This window comes from Acidimicrobiales bacterium (assembly GCA_035547835.1).
Classification (GTDB): Bacteria; Actinomycetota; Acidimicrobiia; order Acidimicrobiales; family Iamiaceae; genus DASZTW01.
In genome coordinates this window covers 12,248-31,485 of the sequence record DASZTW010000021.1, presented here as the reverse complement: position 1 = coordinate 31,485, position 19,238 = coordinate 12,248, and the positions used below count along the sequence as shown (strand labels likewise).

Here is a 19,238-nt window from a genome sequence, read left to right as displayed (position 1 = left end):
CGGCCCCCCCCACCCCGCGGGGCCCGGGTCGCCACTTTTTTGCGCGGCCGCCGCCCGGCTCCACCTCGTCTCGGCGTGGAGCGCGTGCCACCATCTCGCCCATGCCCTTGCGCCACGTGCTGATCGCCAACCGCGGCGAGATCGCCGTCCGGATCGCCCGCGCCGCTGCCGAGCTCGGCGTGCGAACCACGGCGGTCGAAGCCGCCGACGAGGCGGGATCGGTGCACGGCGCTGCCGCCGACGGCGTGGTCACCCTCGAAGGCGCGGGTCCCAGCGCGTACCTCGACGGCGGGGCGGTTCTGGCGGCCGCGGCCGCGGGTTGCGACGCCGTGCACCCTGGCTACGGCTTCTTGAGCGAGTCGGCCCCCTTCGCGCAGCGATGCGCCGATGCTCGGCTGACGTTCGTGGGCCCGTCGCCGTCGGTGCTCGAGCGCTTCGGGGACAAGCTCCGAGGTCGGGCGCTGGCTCGGTCCTGCGGCGTGCCGGTGGCGGCGGGCAGCGACAAGCCCGTGGACCGCCACGACGCCGGCGCACGGGTGCTCGCCGAGCCCGGCGCGTGGATGTTGAAGGCGGTCGCCGGCGGCGGCGGGCGGGGCATGCGGCTGGTCCGCACCGTCGACGACGTCGACGCGGAGTTCGCCGGCGCGGAGGCCGAGGCGCGCACCGCGTTCGGGAGCGGCGACTTGTTGATCGAGCGGGCCGTGCTCGCCGCGCGCCACGTCGAGGTCCAGATCGTGGGCGACGGCGAGGCCGTCGTCGCGCTCGGCGACCGGGACTGCAGCGTGCAACGGCGCCACCAAAAGATCGTCGAAGTGGCTCCCGCGCCGCAGCTCGATCCCGGTGTGCGCCGGGCGCTCAGCTCGGCGGCGGTGCGAATGGCGGCCGAGGTCGGCTTCCAGGGGGTCGGCACGTTCGAGTTCCTCGTCAGCGCCGACGGCTCGGGCATCGCCGAGGGCGGCGAGCCGTACGTGTTCCTCGAGTGCAACCCGCGCATCCAAGTCGAGCACACCGTCACCGAGGAGGTCACCGGCGTCGATCTCGTGCGCGCCCAACTGCTGATCGCGGGCGGCGCCAGCCTGGCCGACCTCGGCCTCGCGCAGGGCGGCGTGGGTGCGCGCAGTCGGGCGGTGGCGGTCCAGTTTCGGGTGAACGCCGAGGAGTTCGCCGACGACGGGTCCGTCCGGCCCGCCACCGGCGTGGTCACCGACTGCGAGTGGCCGTCGGGTCCCGGTGTCCGCGTCGACACCGCACTCGAGGTCGGATCCGTCGTGTCGCCCCGCTACGACACGCTGGTCGCGAAAGTCGTGGTGTCCGCACCGGACCGTGATGCGTTGCGGGCACGGTCGCAGCGGGCGCTGCGCGACGTGCGGCTCGGCGGGGTCGACACCAATCGCACGCTGCTCGCCGCCATCGCCGCCCACCCGGACTTCACGATGCCGGTGGCGACGTCGTGGTTCGAGGATCACCTCTCGGAGCTCGCCGAGGCGGCGGCCGCGCATCGGGTCGAGTCGTCGCCGCGCGCCGGCGCTGGCGCTGCGGAGGATCAGGCCCGTGTCGCCTCCGCCGTGCCGCCTGGTGCCGTGGCTGTCTTGGCGCCCCTGGCGGCCACGGTCGTCGGGTTCGAGTTGCCGTCCGGAGGCGACATCGCCGAAGGCGCGCCGGTGATCGTCTTGGAAGCCATGAAGATGGAGCACGTCGTCGCCGCGCCCGCTTCGGGGCGTCTGGCCGGTGTGATCGCGGAGCCCGGCGACACGGTGGTGGAAGGGGCCGTGCTCGGCTGGATCCAGCCAGGTGAGGTAGCCGCGATCGACCTGGCCGAGATCGAAGCACTCGACCCGTCGCACGTGCGCCCTGACCTCGCCGAGGTGCTCGACCGCCGCGCCACCGGCCTCGACCCTGCGCGTCCCGAGGCCGTCGAACGTCGCCGGCGTACCGGGCAACGTACGGCGCGCGAGAACGTGGCCGACCTCGTCGACCCCGGGTCGTTCGTCGAGTACGGCCCCGTGGTGTTGGCGGCACAACGGGCACGGCGCTCCGTCGAGGAACTGATCGCCCGCACCCCGGCCGACGGCCTGGTCGGCGGCCTCGCCACCGTCAACGCCGCCACGTTCGGGCCCGACCGTTCGCGCTGCGCCGTGGCCACGTACGACTACACCGTGCTCGCCGGCACACAGGGTTTGCAGAACCACCGCAAGAAGGACCGCTTGTTCGAAGTGGCCGAACGTCTGCGGCTGCCGATGGTGCTGTTCGCCGAGGGGGGCGGTGGCCGACCGGGCGACACCGACGGCGCCGGCGTCGCCGGCCTCGACTGCCTCGCGTTCTGGCTCTACGCGCGCCTGTCGGGGCTCGTGCCGCTGGTGTCGATCGTGTCGGGCCGTTGCTTCGCCGGTAACGCGGCGCTCGCCGGGATGAGCGACGTCATCATCGCCACCGAAGGCGCCAACCTCGGCATGGGCGGTCCCGCGATGATCGAAGGCGGTGGGCTGGGCGTGTACCGACCCGAGGAAGTCGGGCCGATCGACGAGCAGGTGGCCAACGGTGTGGTCGACGTGCTCGTGGCCGACGAGGCCGAGGCAGTGGCCGTCGCCAAGCGCTACTTGTCGTACTTCCAGGGACCGTTGAGCACGTGGGACTGCGCCGACCAGCGGCGGCTGCGGCATCTCGTTCCCGAGAACCGCTTGCGCGTGTACGACGTGCGGGCCGTCGTCGAGACCCTCGCCGACACCGACTCGGTGCTCGAACTGCGACGCGGCTTCGGTCCCGGCATGGTCACCGCCCTCGCCCGCATCGAGGGTCGTGCCGTGGGCATCGTGGCGAACGATCCGATGCACCTCGGTGGCGCGATCGACCGTGACGGCGCCGACAAGGCCGCCCGCTTCTTGCAGCTCTGCGAAGCGTTCGGGTTGCCGGTGCTGTTCCTCTGCGACACGCCCGGGATCATGGTCGGGCCCGAGGCCGAGCGTGACGCAACGGTGCGCCACTCGGCCCGGTTGTTCGTTGCCGGCGCCAACTTGACGGTGCCGTTCGGGACGGTGGTGTTGCGCAAGGGCTACGGCCTCGGCGCGCAGTCGATGGCCGGTGGGTCGTTCAAAGCCGGGTTGTTCTGCGTGTCGTGGCCGTCAGGGGAGTTCGGTGGCATGGGGCTCGAAGGAGCGGTGCGGCTCGGGTATCGCCGTGAGCTCGAGGCGTTGGAAGACCAAGCCGAGCGCCAGGCCTTGTTCGACAAGATGGTCGGCCGCATGTACGAGGTCGGCAAGGCCTTGAACTACGCCACCCACTTCGAGATCGACGACGTGATCGACCCCGCCGAGACCCGCCGGTGGGTCGCCGCGGCGTTTGCCGGCTCTGATCTCGTGCCGTGGTGGCGTCACGCCGGCAAACGCCAGCCGTTCGTCGACACCTGGTAGCCGCTGGCGCCCGCCGCCGGACCCCGCCGGTGGGCGATGTCAGGTCGCGTGCAGGCCCGAGCGGGCACGGGCGCGCCCACGGGGCACCGGCCCACTCGGGCGCGGCCGTCTGCCTGGCTCCTGGCGGGGGAGCGGTACGTGCTCGCCGAGCGCCGGCGGCGCGGCGGGTGGGAGCTTGGCGCACTGGGCGCGCGCTTCCGCGAGTCGGGCCTTGGTGTCGGGCAGCGTCGGGACCCTGGTGTCGGGCGTGCCGGCGAAGTTGATGGCCCAGGTGAGGTCGCCGCACGTGTCGCGGCGCCACTCGGTGAGGTTCGGGACCTCGACCCCGAAGCGCCGCTCGAGCAGCCGCAGGATCGAGGTGTGGTCGAACGTCTTGCTGCACACGTAGCCGCCCCGTGTGAACGGTGAGATCAACAACGTGGGCACGCGGGGGCCGAGGCCGATCGGCCCGGGGATCCCGAACGATTCCGGGGCCATCGCCAGGCCTCGGGGCGTGAGGTACTCGCCGGGCGTGAACGGTTCCGGTTGCGGCGGCGGCACGTGGTCGAAGAAGCCGCCGTTCTCGTCGTACGTCAGGATCAACAAGGTCTTGGCCCACACCGAGCGCTTAGCGGTGAGCGCCTCGAGAATCTGGCGGATGAAGTCCTCGCCCTGCGCGGGCATCTCGTCGGGGTGCTCGGTGGTGGCCTTGGGCCCGACGATCCACGACACCTGCGGCAACCGGCCCGTCTCGACGTCGTGGCGGATGCGGTTGGCGAGCTGTCCGGCCGGCACGGTGGAGCGGCCGCGGCGGAACAGCTCGGTGCGACGATCCTGGTACTGCACGAAGTAGTCGACCACGTTGTCGTCGTAGTCGTCGGGCTCTCGGTAGATCCACCAGTCGACGCCGGCTGCCTGCAGGTTCTCGGGGTACGTCCGCCAGCTGAACCCCGCTCGGGGGTACTTCAGGTTGTTGACTTCCGGGCCGCCGGCGACGCCGTCGGGGTCGAGCGATGCCGACATCAAGTACAGACGGTTCGCCGTGGTCGGCCCCCGCACCGAGCTGAAATAGCGGTCGCAGATCGTGAACGCATCGGCCAGCGCGTAGTGGAACGGGAGGCTCTTGCGGTTGAAGTAGGCCATGGGCCGCCGGCCGCCGTCGAGCAGCGTGCGCGGGTCGGTGCCCACGCCGGTGACGGTGTCGAGCGGGATGTGGCTCGCCACCCAGAGGTTCTCCGAGCCGTTGTTCACGGCCAGATGCTGCGTCTGCCACAGGTGGTCGACGTCGGCCATGCACTGCGCGGCGCTGGTGCGCGGGTCGACGGGCCACGGCCGCACGGTGAGACCCCCGACGGGGAGGGGGTTGAGTTGCTCGAACGCGGTGCGGCCGGTGATCGGGTCGGTCGGCACGTCGGGGTCGTCGAAGCCGATCACGCCGGACAAGGTGCCGAAGTAGTGGTCGAACGCCCGGTTCTCCTGCATGAGGATCACGATGTGCTCGATGTCGGAGAGCTGCCCATGTGCCGGGGCGGGCGCGGCAAGGGCGGCTTGGGCTCGGCGCGACAAGCCGCTGAACACCGCGGTGGCGCCGAGGGCCGTGGTCCCTTGCAGCACGCTTCTCCGTGAGATCACCCGCATGGCCCGTTGTTCGGCGCGGCGTGCGTGCAGCCCTCCACCGGGGGTTCATCTGCGCGACATCGGATGGTCATCTTCGGCGCGACGTTTCGGGTTGCGTTACGACTGATCGCGATATATCGTGATCGTATCGATACAGAGAGAACCCAGGAGATGGCGATGTTCTCGAACCCGTTCAACCAGTTCCCACCCTTGGCCATGGCCGGCTCGCCGACCGGCGCCGGCCCATGCCACGAGCACGAGCATGAGCACGCGTGCGACGCCGACGCCGATGCCGAGGCGGACGGCTGGTCCCGCCTCCGCGCGCGGCTGCAGGTCTGGCACGCCAGCCCCCATGGGGCCGAGCACGGCTGGGGCGATCCGATCCAAGGCCCCGAGCTCGGCCGGCGCGCGAACCGAGGTGGACGAGGTGGTGGCCGAGGCGGCGGCGGCGGCCCTCACGGCCTGGGTCCCCACGCAGCCCGCGGTCCGCGGCGTCGGCACGGGTCCCGCGCCCGGCGCGGCGACGTGCGGGCCGCGATCCTCGCCTTGCTGGCCGAGGAGCCGCGCCACGGCTACCAGCTCATGGAGGAGTTGAGCGAGCGCACCGATGGGATGTGGCGACCCAGCCCGGGATCTGTCTACCCGGCGCTCTCGCAGCTCGAAGACGAAGGGCTGGTCCGCCCCGAGTCGGTCGAAGGCAAGCGGATCTTCCACCTCACCGACGCGGGTCGCGCCGATGCGGAGGCTCGCCAAGGCCCCGCGCCGTGGGAGGAAGTGCTCGAGGGATCCTTCGAGGCCGAGAGCAACGTCTTTCGTGAGTACGCGCTGGTCGCCGCCGCAGTGAAGCAGTTCCGGCGCGTCGGCAGCCCCGCGCAGCACGAGGCCGCGCTGGCGTTGCTGCGCAACACTCGTCGGGGTCTCTACAAGATCCTCGCGGAGGACGACGAGCCGGAGGAGAGCTGAACCTCTCCCCGGCTACCAGCCCCGGTCGACCCACTCCTGGAGGTGGGGCCGCTCGCGGGCGAGCGTCGTGTCGACGCCGTGGCCGGGCAGCACGAGCGTGGTGGCGTCGAACTTCGAGAACAGCCGGTCGTCGATCGACCGGATGATGGCGTCGAAGTCGCCCCCGGGGAACCCGGTGGCGCCCGGGCCGCCAGGGAAGAGCGTGTCGCCCGAGAACAGCAGCGGCGTGCCTTCCACGGCGAAGCACATCGAGCCGGGGGTGTGGCCGGGCGTGAGGATCGTGTGCAGCCGCAGGCGACCGACCTCGATCACCGATTCGTCGTCGAGCACGAAGTCGTAGGACGGCAACATGTCGGCGTCGTCGGCCGTGATGCCCACTTCGTAGCCGGCGTCGCGGACCGCGGGCACCGCCTGGATGTGGTCCCAGTGACCGTGGGTCTCCAAGACCCGGCGCACCCCGAGCGCCTGACACAAGTCGAGCAGCCGCTCGTGCTCGTTGGCGGCGTCGATCAGTGCGGCGTCGCCGGTGGCCTTGCAGCGCACGACGTAGACGTTGTTGTCCATCGGTCCGACCACGACCTTGTGCACCTCGGCCGACCCGTCTTCGTAGTGCAACGTCTGCGTGGTCATGCACCCAGCCTACGGACTTCAGGGGCGGGGCGGGTCGGTCTCGGATCACCCGGTGCACGGCCCCGTTCTGAGGGCCACGAGCGCCTGGCGGTCGGGTCCTGACACTTCTCGCGGCAGATTTTTCGGGGTGCCAAGCTGGAGTGAGCGCTCGACAGCAAGGGGTGGTGATGGCGCGTCGGCTGGTCGGGAGGGCGAGCGAGGTCGAAGTGGGCCTCACCACGCTCGATCGCGCCGCCGGCGGTCGAGGGTCGGTCCTGGTCGTCAACGGTGAGCCGGGCATCGGCAAGACCCGTCTGGCTCACGAGTGGGCGGACGCGGCCGGTCGTCGCGGCTACGAGACGGTGTGGGCGTCGGGCTGGTCCGGCGCCGGTGCGCCGCCGTATTGGCCGTGGTCGGAGGTCCTCACCACGATCGAGCACCCCGAGTTGATCAACGTTGCCCGCGACGCGCCCGACTCGGGTCGGTTCGCCTGGTTCCTGGCCGTCACCGACGCCATCTGGGCGAGGTCGGCATCGGCGCCGCTGCTGATCGTGCTCGACGACGCCCATGAGGTCGACGCCGACGGCCTCTTGCTCACCCGGTTCGTGGCACAACGGGTTGCCCGGCACCCGATCGTCCTCGTGGTGACCCACCGTTCCACGCCTGATGTCCGCCCGGCGGCGGCCGACGTGCTGGTCGACATGGCCGCGTCCGGAACGGCGGTACCCCTGCGCGGTCTCGACGCCGCCGGCATCGAGGCGTTCGTGGTCGAGTACGGGTCGTCTCGCGGAGGCCTTGCCGGCCAGGCGGACGCGCCCGACGCGGCCGGGCTGGCCAAAGCGCTCGAGGCGCAGACCGGCGGGAACCCGTTCTTGTTGGAGGAGCTGCTGGCGGCTGGCGCCATGGGGCCCGCGCTCCCGGATGGCGCCCGGCGGCTGCTGCGCGCCCAACTCGACGCGCTCGACGCGGGGGCTGTCGCCGCCGTCGAGGCCGCCGCGGTGCTGGGCTCGGAGGCTTCGATCTGGGAGGTCGCCGAAGTCGCCGGGCTGACAGCTGACGAAGCCGGCGAGGCGCGCCGGCTCGCCGCCCGGGCGGGTCTCGCCCGCGTGGCGCGGCCAGACCGCTTCGAGCTGCGTCACCACCTCGCCCGGGAGATGGTCGTCGACGGGTTGGCGCCGGAGCGACGGGCGGTGCTGCACGGCCGCTGCATCGACGCCTTGGGCGCCACCGGCGGCGCCGACCGGCGTATCCGCGTGGCGCGCCACGCCCTGGCCCGGGCGGAGCTGGCGCCCGCTCACCTCGACGATTCGGCGGTCGTGGTGCGCACCTGCGCCGCCGAGCTCCTGTCACAAGGGTCCCCCGAAACGGCGGCGGGCCTGTTGGCCGAACTCGTCGACCGGTTCTCCGCCTCGGGCCGACGCGTCGATCCGCAGCTGCGCGCGGAGCTGGGTCTCGCCCGCCAGGCGACCGGACGGCTGGCCGATGCGCGCGCCGAGCTGTGGCAGGCGGCCAGCGGGTCGAGCCAGGTGGACGCCTGTGTCGAGGCTCGCATCGCGCTCGGTCTCGGCGGGGTGTGGGTCGGCCAGCACCGCGCCGTCGACGATCGTCGCGCGTACGGCGACTTGCTCGACCGGGCGATCGAGCGTTTGGAGCGCGACCCCGCGGCGGCCGACGCGGCATCGTTGCTGGCTTCCCTGCACGTGCGCAGGTCCGCCGAGCGTGCGATCGCCGGAGCGGCCGACGTCGCCGACGTGCGCGCTGCCGTCGCGCAGGTGCGGGCCACCGGTGACGACCGGCATCTGGCCGCAGCCTTGTCGTTGCTGCATCACGTACTGCTCGGACCGGAGCACGGTGCGGAGCGTCGGTCCTTGGCGCGCGAGCAACTCGACGTGGCTCGCGCCTGTGGCGACGAGCTGCACGCGCTGATCGCTCGGATGTGGTGGACGGTCGACCAACTCCTTGCGGGTCGTGACGCGGATCGATCGTTGGCCGAGTTGCGGGAACGGTCTGATGCGCTCGGGATGCGGGCGATGACGTACGTGGCCGACGCCATCGACGTGATGCGGCTGCAGCGGGCAGGTCAGCTCGACGCAGCAGAGCGCGCCGCGGTCGCGTGCCGCCAGCTCGGCAACGAAGTCGGTGACGCCGACGCCGAGCTGTACCACGGCGCGCACATCTTGGCGACCCACTGGTTTCGAGGCACGGCAGGCGAGCTGTTGCCGTTCGCGCAGTCGTTGGCGGACTCCGCGGTCTTGCCGTCGGAGAACCCGATCTACACGGCCACCGTCGCCTACCTCGCCGCCGCGGGCGGCGACACCGACGCCGCGGTGCACGCGTTGGCGCGCCTCGACGCGGCGTCGCTGGCCCGTACGCCCACGTCGTCGTCGTGGCTCGTCACGATGTTCGCGTTGGTCGAAGCCACGGTGGCGCTGGGTGACCGCGATCTCGCTCGGCAGCTCTACGACGCGCTGTCGCCCCACGGTGAGCTGCCGCTGATCGGGTCGGTCGGCGTGTGCTGCTTCGGGTCGGCGCACTGGTCTCTCGGCCGCGCCGCCGCAGTGTCTGGCGACCGGACGGCGGCGATCGAGCACTTCGAACGTGCCTCGCGTGCCAACCAGCAGCTCGGCAACCGGCCGATGACTGCGATCTGTCGCGCGGAGCTGTCGCGCTTGCTGGCGGAACGGGCCGCACCCGGCGATCACGCCAGGGCGGCTGGCCTCCTCGGCGCGGCCATCGCTGCAGGTCGGGCGATGGGCCTCCACGCCCGGGTGGAGGAATGGGAGCTTCGCCGGGCGGAGCTGCCGGCCACAGAAGAAGGCGACCGGGGCTGGTGGCTGCGCCGGGCCGACGGTTGGGAAGTGGTGGGTTGTGGCGAGCGAGCGCAGATCCGCCACAGCGTCGGGATGCAACACCTCGCCGCCTTGTTGGCGTCACCGTGCGTGGAGGTGACGGCCGGCTCACTCGCCGGCGTCGAGCTCGTGCAAGCGCGCCAACCCCTCGTCGACGCGTCGACGATCGAAGCGCTGCGCCGTCGGGTCGGCGACCTGGAGCGGGCGATCGACGACGCCGTGCTCGACCGGCGCGAGGAGGACCGCGCCGAGCTGCAGCGCGAGCTCGAAGAAGTGCTCGACCATGCCCGATCGGTGGCCCGACCGGGTGGCGGTTCGCGTGTGTTCGACGATCCCGCCGAGCGAGCCAGGACCGCGGTGCAAAAGGCGATCCGGCGCGCGGTGCGCAGCGTGGGGGCGCAGGCGCCCCAGCTCGGCTCGGCACTCGAAGCGTCGGTCCGGACGGGTCATCGCTGCTGCTACGTGCCGGTGGGCGATGCTCCGGTGACGTGGACGGTGCAGACGTCGGTCGACCGTTGACCTTCGGCGTCGCGCTTCACGACTCCCACGCCATCGCGTCGGGATGGCGACCCGTGGCCGTGCGACGGGCAGGGTCCGTGCCGGCGTCGCCGGCGAGCGTGGACACCACGTCGAACCCCAGCGCCAGCGCCACCGGGATCTGGTTGGGCTCGAACGTCAGGTACGTCAGCGGCGCGGGGAGCCGAGCGGCCGCCGCCAAGTGGAGCGCGTCGACGGTGCGCAGCGGGTGGTCGCAGGCCAGGTCGCCGGCGCGGTCGAGCGCATGCTGGTCGACCGGCACGATCCAGTAGCGATCCCAGTCGTCGCGCAACAGGCGGCGAAGCTGGCGGGCGCTGGCGGGGTCGTCGAGGCGGTCCGCCACCGCCAGCGCCTCGGTGAGCGCCAGTGCCGACGCAGCCCAGTCCGGGTCGCCGGCCATGGCGGCGACGACCGTGGCGCGCCACGGGCCACCCACCCAGCGGCCGAGCAGCGCGGTGGTGTCGACGAAGACCGTCACCCGCGCAACGTGGCGGTCAGCCGGTCGAGGCGGGCACCGGTGAGCAGGTCGACGGTGTCGTCGGGCTCGGGTCGATCGGCGCGGCGCGGCGCGATGGCGAGCCCCCTTGCCGCCAGGTCGGTCAGCGTGGCCGGTCCGTCGTGCGGGCCGAGCGGCCCGAGTTGGGCCACCGGGCGGCCGTCGACGGTGACCACGATCCGTTCGCCCGCGCCGGCGCGGCGGATCGCCGCGGCCGTCTGGTTGCGCAAGTCGCGGACCCCGATGCGGTCGCGCCCGTCGCGCTGCGGCCGGTCCATGTCACCACCGTAGCGCTTCCTGTAGCACCGGTGTACACATCTGGATGTGACGGTTCGATCGGCGTGCGGCACACTTGGCGCCGTTCGGGATCTCGTCCGGGATCCACATCCGCACCCAGGGAGAGCACCCGTGAACTTCGCCTTCAGCGAGGAGCAAGAAGAGCTGCGGCGCATCGTGCGTCAGTTCCTCGACACCAAGTCGCCCGAGACCGAGGTCCGCCGCCTCATGGACACGACCGAGGGCTACGACCCCGACGTGTGGAAGCAGATGGCTGAGCAACTCGGCCTGCAGGGCCTGATCGTGCCCGAGGAGTACGGCGGCTCTGGCTTCACGTTCATCGAGCTCATCGTCGTGCTCGAGGAGATGGGTCGTGCGCTGCTGTGCGCGCCGTACTTCTCCACCGTGTTCGCCACGAACGTGTTGCTGCACTCGGGTGACGACGCCGCCAAGAAGGCGATCCTGCCGGGCATCGCGTCGGGTGAGACCATCGCCACCGTGGCCTTCACCGAGGCCAACGGTCGCTGGGACGAGGAAGGCATCACCGCCACCGCCGAGCAGTCCGGCGACGGCTGGACGATCGACGGCGAGAAGATGTTCGTGCTCGACGGCCACACCGCGGACAAGATCATCGTGGCCGCCAAGACCGGTGCCGGCACCAGCTTGTTCGCCGTCGACGGCGACGCCTCGGGCCTCGAGCGCACCCCGCTGTCGACCATGGACCAGACCCGCAAGCAGGCCAAGCTCACGTTCTCCGGCACCCCCGCGACGCTGATCGGCACCGACGGTGACGGGTGGAACGTGCTGTACAAGGTGCTCGACCTGGCAGCGGTCGCCCTCGCCGCCGAGCAGGTCGGCGGCGCGCAGAAGTGCCTCGACTCGTCGGTGGAGTACGCCAAGGAGCGCGTGCAGTTCGGTCGGCCCATCGGTTCGTTCCAGGCCATCAAGCACAAGTGCGCCGACATGCTGCTCGAGGTCGAGTCGGCCAAGTCGGCTGCCTACTACGCCGGCTGGTGCGCGGCGGAGCTGAACGACGAGCTGCCGTCAGTGGCGAGCTTGGCCAAGTCGTACTGCTCGGAGGCCTACTTCCACTGCGCCGCCGAGAACATCCAGATCCACGGTGGCATCGGCTTCACGTGGGAGCACCCGGCCCACCTGTACTTCAAGCGGGCCAAGTCGTCGGAGCTGCTCTTCGGCGACCCGACCTACCACCGCGAGCTGTTGGCCCAACGAATCGGGCTGTGAGCGTTCGAGGGGGGAAGGAACCTTCCCCCCTCGAGCTTCACCCATCGGTTCGGCGGCTCTGCCGCCGGTAGCCAGCCTGCGGCCGGCTGGGGCTCGGGGCTGGCAGAGCCACACCCTCGCGGGAGCCGGTGCCCGGCTCGAGCGCCGCGGCGCGACAGGGAGCTTGCCAACGTGCGAGCCGCGGCGGGTCATCGCAAGCCAGTGCTCGGGTGGTGGGCCTCGCTGCGGGTAGGACGGGCCCGGGTTCGTAGGGTGTGGGCATGGTGGTGATGGTGGTGCTGATCGCCGTGGCGGTGGTCGGGGTGGTGGTGGTCGGGTTGGTGGTGGTCGGCGGGGAGACCGCCCGGTTGTCGCACGTGGCCCGGCCCGCGGTGTTCGACCTGGAAGAAGCGGTGGGGTTCATCGCAGAGCGGCTGCCCGACGACGTGGCCGGCCGGCTCACCGAGGACGATGTCCGCTGGGTGCTGCGCGCCGATGCGGACACCCTCGAGGAAGCCACGACCGACGCTGAGCTGGTCGAGCTGGGCCCGGAGTACCTCGACGAGGATGCCGCGCTCGCACGGGTGCTGGTCGCGTCGGATGAGGACGAACGTTCGCTGCGCGACGACGACCTCGCCGTGGTGTTGACCTGCCGCACGGAGTACTTGCGAGCGATCGGCGCCATCGGCGCGCGAGCCGACGCAAGCGGCTGACGTCAGCCCTCGATGGCGGCGAGTGTGTCGAGCACGGCGGTGGCGAACGCTTCGGGCGCTTCGACCATCGGATAGTGGCCCACGTGGTCGAGTCGCGTCACTCTCGCCTCGGGCCGGCGCTCGCTGAGCCGATCGACCATGGCCACGCGTGCCACCGGGTCGTCGACCCCCCACACCACTCCGAGCGGCGACGGGTGGGTCTCGATGGCACCCGTGTAGCGGGATTCCTCCGCCCGGCGGTCCTCGATGTAGCGGATGGTGCGGGGCATGAGCCGTTCGCCGTCGAGGTGGTGCATCAGGTCCCACTGGCTCGGGAGCTCGTCGGCGGGGGCGGTGGTGGCGGGCGAGAACGTGTTGGCGACGCCGCGCTGGAACGACTGGCCGTCGAGCGTGCCGGCGGGCAGGGCCGCGTCGTCGAGCGACAACAGGAGGTTCTGGCCGTCGGTCAAGGTGGCCAACTCGAGGTAGATGCTGCCGTTGGTGACGACCCTGGCGGTCACGTCGAAGCCGATCCGCCCTTCGGTGTCGCGGGCCAGCAGCTCGCCGCCGACGGAGTCGCCCATGTCGTGGGTGACCAACGCGACTTCGGTCAGCCCCAGGTCGGCCGCCACCGCCGTTGCGGTGTCCGCGGCGCCGTGGATGCCATAGCGGTGGTCCGGCTTCGCGGACAAGCCGAAACCGACGAAGTCGAACAGGACCACGCGTCGCGTGGCGGCGAACCGGTCGACCACCAACCGCCAGTCGAACGAGCAAGTGGGGAAGCCGTGCAGCACGAACAGGGGAGGGCCGCCGGCGCCGGGCGCACCCGGCACGTCGACCACGAACACGTCGTGCCCGCCCAGCGAGCGCACGTCGCCGCGCTCGCGCCACTCCTGTACCGCCGGTGTCGTCTCGCCCGTCATGGCTGCCTGTCTACTCGGCCGCCCGGCCACGCCCGGCCGCAGCGGTCACGAGCCGGCGCTCGATCAGCTGAAACGAACCGGCAGCGCCGCGAGCCCGCGCAGCACGAGGTTCTCCTTGTACTCGACCTCGTCGGTGGCCAGCTCCCACTCGGGGAAGCGGCGGATCAGCGCGCCGAGCGCGACTTGGCCTTCGGCTCGGGCGAGCGCGGCACCGAGGCAGTGGTGGATGCCGTGACCGAACGACACGTGCGGGTTGTCGGTGCGGGTCACGTCGAAGCGACTCGGGTCATCGAAGACCTCGGGGTCGCGGTTGGCGGCCGCCAGCAACATCAGGACCGTCTCGCCTGCGGCGAGCGGGAGGCCGTCGATGTCGACGTCGGCCATCATCGTGCGGCCGTCGATCTGCACCGGCGGATCCCATCGCAGCACTTCTTCGACCAGCGATGGCACGAGCGAGTCGTCGGCGGCAACGAGCGCGCGCTGGTCAGGATTGCGCAACAAGGCATGCACGCCGTTGGTGATGAGGTTGACCGTGGTCTCGTGACCCGCCACCAGCAACAGCACGAGCGTGGAGTGCAGCTCGGTCTCGTTGAGCCGGTCGCCGTCCTCCTCGGCGGCGATCAGCGCCGACAACAAGTCGTCGCCCAGGTCGTTGCGACGCACCGCGATGAGGTCGATGAAGTACTGGTGGAAGTTGTCGATGGCGGCGCGCTGCGCGTCGACCTGGTCGGGGCTGAGGAGGAAGTCGGGGTCGAGACTGCGGGCGAGGTAGCGCGACCACTCGGCGAACACGGGGTGGTCCGACGCGGGGACGCCGAGCAGCTCGCAGATCACTTGGACCGGCAGGGGATACGCCAAGTCCTCGATGACGTCGATGGTGGCGCCCGGTTCGATCGGCGCGAGGAGCTCATCGACGATCTCGATCAAGCGGGGGCGGAGCGCCTCGATGCGACGCGGGGTGAACGCTTTGGACACCAGGCGACGCAGCCGGGTGTGATCAGGTGGGTCACGGAACAGGAACGGCCGCCGCTCGAGCATCTCCTCGTCGGGGCTGATCAGGCCGGACTCCACCCCTTGGCGGTACATGGTGGAGTTGGTCTCGTCGGAGCTCGCCTGCGGGTGGTGCAAGACCGCGAGGCAGTCGGCGTGACGCACCAGGACGGGTCCGCCGAACAGCGACTGGTGCACCCGGCCGGCGTCGAGCAGGCGCTGGTAGGTGGGATACGGATCGCGGCGGTACGCGGCATCCGTCGGATCGAACATCTCACCCGTCGGTCGCGGATCGAGCACTGCATCGGCCATGACGCCCCCCTGGGTCGTGGTGTGTTCCAGCGTGCCACCCTGGGCCGCTCGGCCCAAGACGTGAGGCCGTGTGGGCCGGTGGTCGTCGGTCACGCTGCGCGCATCTACAGTGACCCCCATGGATCGGCCCATCCGTTTCGAGGAGCACCGCTGGCTCGGTGACAAGCGCAACCAGATCGCGCACGATGTCGATTCGTGCGACCGGCCGGAAGTGATCGAGGAGCTGCTCGCTTCGCAGCAGTACGCCTCGTTCGGGCCGGACACCATCGCGGAGGCGGGCAATCGCTGCTATCGACGTTGCCAGCAATGCCCAGGGGCGCGCGCGGCGGCCGACGCCGAGCTCGCCGAAGCATTGGGGAGCTGACCACGCCCTCGCCGCGCCGGCCGCGCGGAGGCTGACGGCCCGTGGTGGCCATGAGTGAGGTGCGCTTCCCCTCCGAAGGGTTCGACTTGGCCGGCAACCTGGCGATGCCGTCGGCCCTTCGCGTCGACCTTCCCGGCGTCGTGGTGTGCCACGGGTATCCCTCGGGTCCTGTCCGGGCTTCGGGCTCCGGGGCGACGTATCCCGAACTGGCTTCGCGCATCGCGGAACACATCGCACTGCCGGCGTTGGCGTTCCGGTTCCGGGGCTGCAACGGGTCGAGCGGGAACTTCTCGATGGCCGGGTGGCTCACCGACGTCCATGCCGCCATCGACTACCTGCGTGCCGAGTCGGGGGTCACGAGGGTGTTGGTGGCCGGCTTCGGTACCGGCGGCGCACTCGGCATCTGCGCCGGCGCCGCCCGCGACGACGTGAGCGGTGTGGCCGCGCTGGGGGCGCCGGCCGACTTCGACGACTGGGCAAACCACCCGCGCCGCCTCGTCCAGCACGCCCGCGACGTGGGCGCCGTCCACGACAAGCGCTTCCCGCTCAACTTCGATGCCTGGGCGCGCGAGCTGCGCGAGATCCGGCCGGTGGAGGACGTCGCACACTTGGCGCCCCGGCCGCTGCTCGTGGTCCACGGCTCCGACGACGAAGCCGTTCCACACTTCGACGCTCGCGTGCTGTCCGACGCGCATGGGTCGGCCGAGTTGCGGATCCTCGCCGGCGCCGGCCACGCCACCCGCCACGACCCTCGTGCGATCGCGATTCTCATCGGCTGGTTGGAGCGCCAAAAAGACCCGGCGGGCGCGCCGGCGGCTCGCCCCTGACCCGTCGGGCGCTCAGCCCTGACGGGTGGTGTCGCGCCCCGCGCCGGCCCGGTGTGCCACCGCGGCGGCCTGCGTGCGGCTGCGAACCCCGAGCTTCGACAAGATGTTGCTGACGTGAACGCTTGCCGTCTTCACGCTGATGTACAGCTCGGTCGCGATCTCGCGGTTCGTGCGACCCTCGGTCAACAAGGTGAGCACTTCGGCCTCGCGGGGCGTGAGTCCCAACCCCTCGACCCATGGGTCCGGTGCCGGCGAGGCGTCGCCGGTGGGTCTCGGCTCGACGCCACCGCCTCCGCCTTCGTGCGTCCCGTCGGACATCGACCCGCCAGCTGACGCAGGGTCGTTCGCGGAGGTGGTGCCGTTGGCGTCGAACAGGCCGAGACGGGCACGCGTCGAGAGCGACCGGAGCTCCGCGGTGAGCCGTTGCGCGCCGATGCTCGCCGCCAGCGAGTACGCGCCCTGGGCGGCGATGCGGGCACGGTCTCGGGTGGGTGCGTCGAGCGGAGCGGCCTGGTCGACCAGGGCCTCGGCCATCCGCCAGCCCGCGTAGGCCTGGTGGTACGGGTCGGACCACTTCTCTGCGAGCCCGGCCGCTTCCACCCACGCCGCAGTCGGATCGGTTGGCAGATCGATGCGGGACAGCTCGGCGCTCGCCAGCGCAGCCGACAGCGGTGCGGGCATCGAGGCCGCCCGCAGGTGGCCGAGCTGCTGCGCCTCGCGGGCGAGCTCCCGGGCGCGCGCGGTGGCCGCTTCGCGGGCCTCCTCGTCGAGATGGCGCAGCGGATCGAGCAGCCGGTCGGCTTCTCCTCGCACGCCGAGCGCGCAGAGCTCGGCCCGATAGTGGTTTGAGCCCAAGGTCGTTTCGATCCCGCAGCCGTCGTCGACCGCGGCCGCGAGCGCGTCGGGGTCACCTTCCAGCCATGCCAGCTCGGCCCGGTTGCGGCAGACTGACGGCCGGTACTGCATGTCGGTGAGCTCCTGGAGCGGCGTCGTGACCGCGCGCAGCTGGTCGTCGATGCGGTCGGTCTGGCCCATGCGCAGCCGGGCCCACGTCTGGGTGATGACCCCGTGCGCGTCGTTGTGCCGGCTCGAGGGGTCGTCAGCCGACGCGATCACTTCCCGCAGGCGACCGAGGGATACCAGCGCCTCGGCCCTATTGCCGTTCATGAACGCGCCGGCGGTCTTGCGGAGCCCGGCGCGCTGGGAGAACTCGATTCCGGATTCCGCCACCTCCACCGACCGCCGGAACTCGCCGAGTTGGCGCAACGTGTCGCTGAGGTTGATGAAGCCGCGGCAGATGCCGTCGACGTCGTCCGCCTCTTGCGCCAGCGCGAGTGCTTCTTCGAGTGGTTCGACGGCGTCGTCGCGCTCGAGTTTGATGCGCAGGATCCCTTGCGCGTTCAAGCAGCGCCCGGTGATCGCGATGTCGCCGAGCGCACGAGCCTCGACCAAGGCATCGTCGACCGCGGCCTCGGCGTCTTCGAGCTGCATGGCCAGCACCATGCTGGTGGCGAGCTCGCTCTTGAGGAGGCACCGAGCGCGGGTCATGTCGTTGGGCAACTCGGCCAGCGCGGCTCGCATCACCTCGATCGACTCCACGCCCTTCCCAGAGCCGCGCAGCGCGCGGCCGAGCTCCGCGATGAGTCGGGCGCGGTGCTCGCGCCGAGTGGTCGAGCTGTCGGTGCGGCCCGCTCGGGCGAGCTCGTCCGTGGCGAGCGCGGCAGCGCGGGCCGAGTCGCCGGCGAGGCTGAGGCTGTGGGTCGCCGACATCGCCACTTGCAAGCGGTCGACGTTGATCTGCTCGAGCGGGTCGGCCACGTGGTCCCAGTGGTCGAGCACGCGCTGGTACTGCTGCGCGGCGGCCGCGTAGGCGTACGCGTGCTCCGCCGCCCGTCCCGCCCGGTACAGGGCGGGGAGCGCGTGCTCGTGGTCGTGCGCGGCGAGCCAATGCGCCGCCACCCGGGCCGCGGTGGCCGGGTCCGACTGGTGGGGCTCGTCGCTCCACGCCAGTGCATAGGCGGCGTGGAGATCGGACTGCTCGCCCGGCAAGAGGTCGGCCACCACGACCTCGCGCACGAGCGCGTGGCGAAAGTCGTAGGACCCGTCGACGATCTGCAGGACCTGTTGGGAGACGGCTTCGCGAAGCGCGGCCGTGAGTGCGGCGGGCTCCAAGCCCGTGACTGCGGCGAGCAGCCCGTGGCTGACCGGGTCGGATCCGACTTCGGCCGCGACCGCGCGCACCACTTCTTGCACGTCAGGCGAAAGTCGGTCCACGCGGGTGCGCAGCAGCTCCTCGAGACCCGGGGGGACGTGGTCGAGGTCGTCGATGGCCGCGGCGAGCTCCTCGACGAAGAACGCCAGACCGCCCGATCGGCGCGCCACCCGTTCGGCCACGTCGCGCTCGACCTCGCGGCCGAGCAGGTCGGTCAGCAGCACGTGGACTTCGTCGGCGTCGAACCCCTCGAGCGTGATGCGGTCGACGGCGCCGATGCGCTGCAGCTCTGCCAGCGTCGGGCGCAGCGGGTGACGGCGGTGCAACTCGTCGGTCCGGTACGTGCCGAGCAGCAGGATCCGTTCGTCGGTGAGGTTGCGCGCCAGGAACGCGAGCAGGTCGAGGGTCGACGAGTCGGCCCAATGCAGGTCCTCGAAGACGATGGCGAGCGGCCGTTCGGTGGCCAGGCGCTCGAGCAGCCCGAACGCCGACTCGAAGAGGCGTCCCGAGCTGGCGGTGAGGGTGTCGACCACGATCAGGTCGGAACCGGCTTCGCCCAGCTCGGGCAGGAGCCGGGCCAGATCGTTGCGGGCCGGCGCCAACAACGGCGCCAACTCGTCGTCGGGTGTCGAGCGCAGCACGCCGCGCAACACGCCCACGAGCGGAGCGAAGGGCTGGGTGTCGCCCCCTTGGCTGGGGCACGCACCCACCAGCCACCGCGCGCCTTGCGCGGTCACGACATGGCTGAGCTCAACCAGGAGGCGGCTCTTGCCGACGCCCGCATCGCCGCCGACGAGCACCACCCCGGCCGTGCCGTCGAGCGCCCGTTCCCACGCGCAGGTGAGCTCCTCGATCTCCTGGGCACGGCCGACAAATGTGGAACTGGACAGGGAGCGGGCCACCACCCGCGATCCTTGCACCGCTCAGGCGGTGCGCCAACGGACTATTCCGTCGGCTGTGG

General features: G+C 71.4%; 14 protein-coding genes. 7 read left to right on the top strand and 7 right to left on the bottom strand.

What is annotated here, in order from left to right; genetic code table 11:
• The first annotated feature begins 101 nt into the window (after positions 1-101).
• Positions 102-3,407 carry a carboxyl transferase domain-containing protein gene (locus tag VHA73_16900; GenBank protein ID HVX19704.1) on the top strand — a complete coding sequence of 1,102 codons (3,306 nt, stop codon included), beginning with the start codon at positions 102-104 and terminating at the stop codon, positions 3,405-3,407.
• A 39-nt stretch (positions 3,408-3,446) separates the two neighbouring features.
• On the opposite strand, the gene VHA73_16895 is transcribed toward VHA73_16900, so the two are convergent.
• A complete protein-coding gene (locus VHA73_16895) occupies positions 3,447-5,000 on the bottom strand; it encodes an alkaline phosphatase family protein (GenBank protein ID HVX19703.1) in 1,554 nt (517 codons plus the stop codon).
• Positions 5,001-5,174: 174 nt separating this feature from the next.
• On the opposite strand from VHA73_16895, the gene VHA73_16890 reads away from it, so the two are divergent.
• Entirely contained in the window at positions 5,175-5,966 is a 792-nt protein-coding gene (locus VHA73_16890) for a PadR family transcriptional regulator (GenBank protein ID HVX19702.1), read from the top strand.
• Positions 5,967-5,978: 12 nt separating this feature from the next.
• Here VHA73_16890 and VHA73_16885 read toward each other — a convergent pair whose 3' ends face one another.
• Positions 5,979-6,596: an MBL fold metallo-hydrolase gene (locus VHA73_16885; GenBank protein ID HVX19701.1), complete on the bottom strand. Its 618-nt coding sequence runs from the start codon at positions 6,594-6,596 to the stop codon at positions 5,979-5,981.
• Between the two features lie 167 nt (positions 6,597-6,763).
• Here VHA73_16885 and VHA73_16880 point away from each other — a divergent pair, with 167 nt between their 5' ends.
• Positions 6,764-9,943, top strand: a complete 3,180-nt coding sequence (locus VHA73_16880) for an AAA family ATPase (protein ID HVX19700.1) — start codon at positions 6,764-6,766, stop codon at positions 9,941-9,943.
• 16 nt (positions 9,944-9,959) lie between these two features.
• On the opposite strand, the gene VHA73_16875 is transcribed toward VHA73_16880, so the two are convergent.
• The gene (locus VHA73_16875) at positions 9,960-10,439 is read right to left on the bottom strand and encodes a PIN domain-containing protein (GenBank protein ID HVX19699.1); all 480 of its coding nucleotides are present in this window, start codon (positions 10,437-10,439) and stop codon (positions 9,960-9,962) included.
• The gene (locus tag VHA73_16870; GenBank protein HVX19698.1) at positions 10,436-10,735 is read right to left on the bottom strand and encodes a type II toxin-antitoxin system prevent-host-death family antitoxin; all 300 of its coding nucleotides are present in this window, start codon (positions 10,733-10,735) and stop codon (positions 10,436-10,438) included. The genes VHA73_16875 and VHA73_16870 overlap by 4 nt, the downstream gene beginning before the upstream one ends.
• 130 nt (positions 10,736-10,865) lie before the next feature.
• Here VHA73_16870 and VHA73_16865 point away from each other — a divergent pair, with 130 nt between their 5' ends.
• Positions 10,866-11,978, top strand: coding sequence for an acyl-CoA dehydrogenase family protein (locus VHA73_16865; protein ID HVX19697.1), 1,113 nt, complete (start codon positions 10,866-10,868; stop codon positions 11,976-11,978).
• A 260-nt stretch (positions 11,979-12,238) separates the two neighbouring features.
• Complete coding sequence (locus VHA73_16860) at positions 12,239-12,670, top strand: hypothetical protein (GenBank protein HVX19696.1); 432 nt, start codon at positions 12,239-12,241, stop codon at positions 12,668-12,670.
• A gap of 2 nt (positions 12,671-12,672) precedes the next feature.
• Here the strand turns inward: VHA73_16860 and VHA73_16855 are convergent, their stop codons facing one another.
• The gene (locus VHA73_16855) at positions 12,673-13,572 is read right to left on the bottom strand and encodes an alpha/beta hydrolase (GenBank protein ID HVX19695.1); all 900 of its coding nucleotides are present in this window, start codon (positions 13,570-13,572) and stop codon (positions 12,673-12,675) included.
• A 63-nt stretch (positions 13,573-13,635) separates the two neighbouring features.
• Entirely contained in the window at positions 13,636-14,874 is a 1,239-nt protein-coding gene (locus VHA73_16850; GenBank protein HVX19694.1) for a cytochrome P450, read from the bottom strand.
• Between the two features lie 118 nt (positions 14,875-14,992).
• Here VHA73_16850 and VHA73_16845 point away from each other — a divergent pair, with 118 nt between their 5' ends.
• A complete protein-coding gene (locus tag VHA73_16845) occupies positions 14,993-15,238 on the top strand; it encodes a hypothetical protein (GenBank protein HVX19693.1) in 246 nt (81 codons plus the stop codon).
• A 50-nt stretch (positions 15,239-15,288) separates the two neighbouring features.
• Positions 15,289-16,065: an alpha/beta hydrolase gene (locus tag VHA73_16840; GenBank protein ID HVX19692.1), complete on the top strand. Its 777-nt coding sequence runs from the start codon at positions 15,289-15,291 to the stop codon at positions 16,063-16,065.
• A gap of 12 nt (positions 16,066-16,077) precedes the next feature.
• On the opposite strand, the gene VHA73_16835 is transcribed toward VHA73_16840, so the two are convergent.
• Positions 16,078-19,179, bottom strand: coding sequence for an AAA family ATPase (locus VHA73_16835; GenBank protein ID HVX19691.1), 3,102 nt, complete (start codon positions 19,177-19,179; stop codon positions 16,078-16,080).
• Positions 19,180-19,238: the final 59 nt, after the last annotated feature.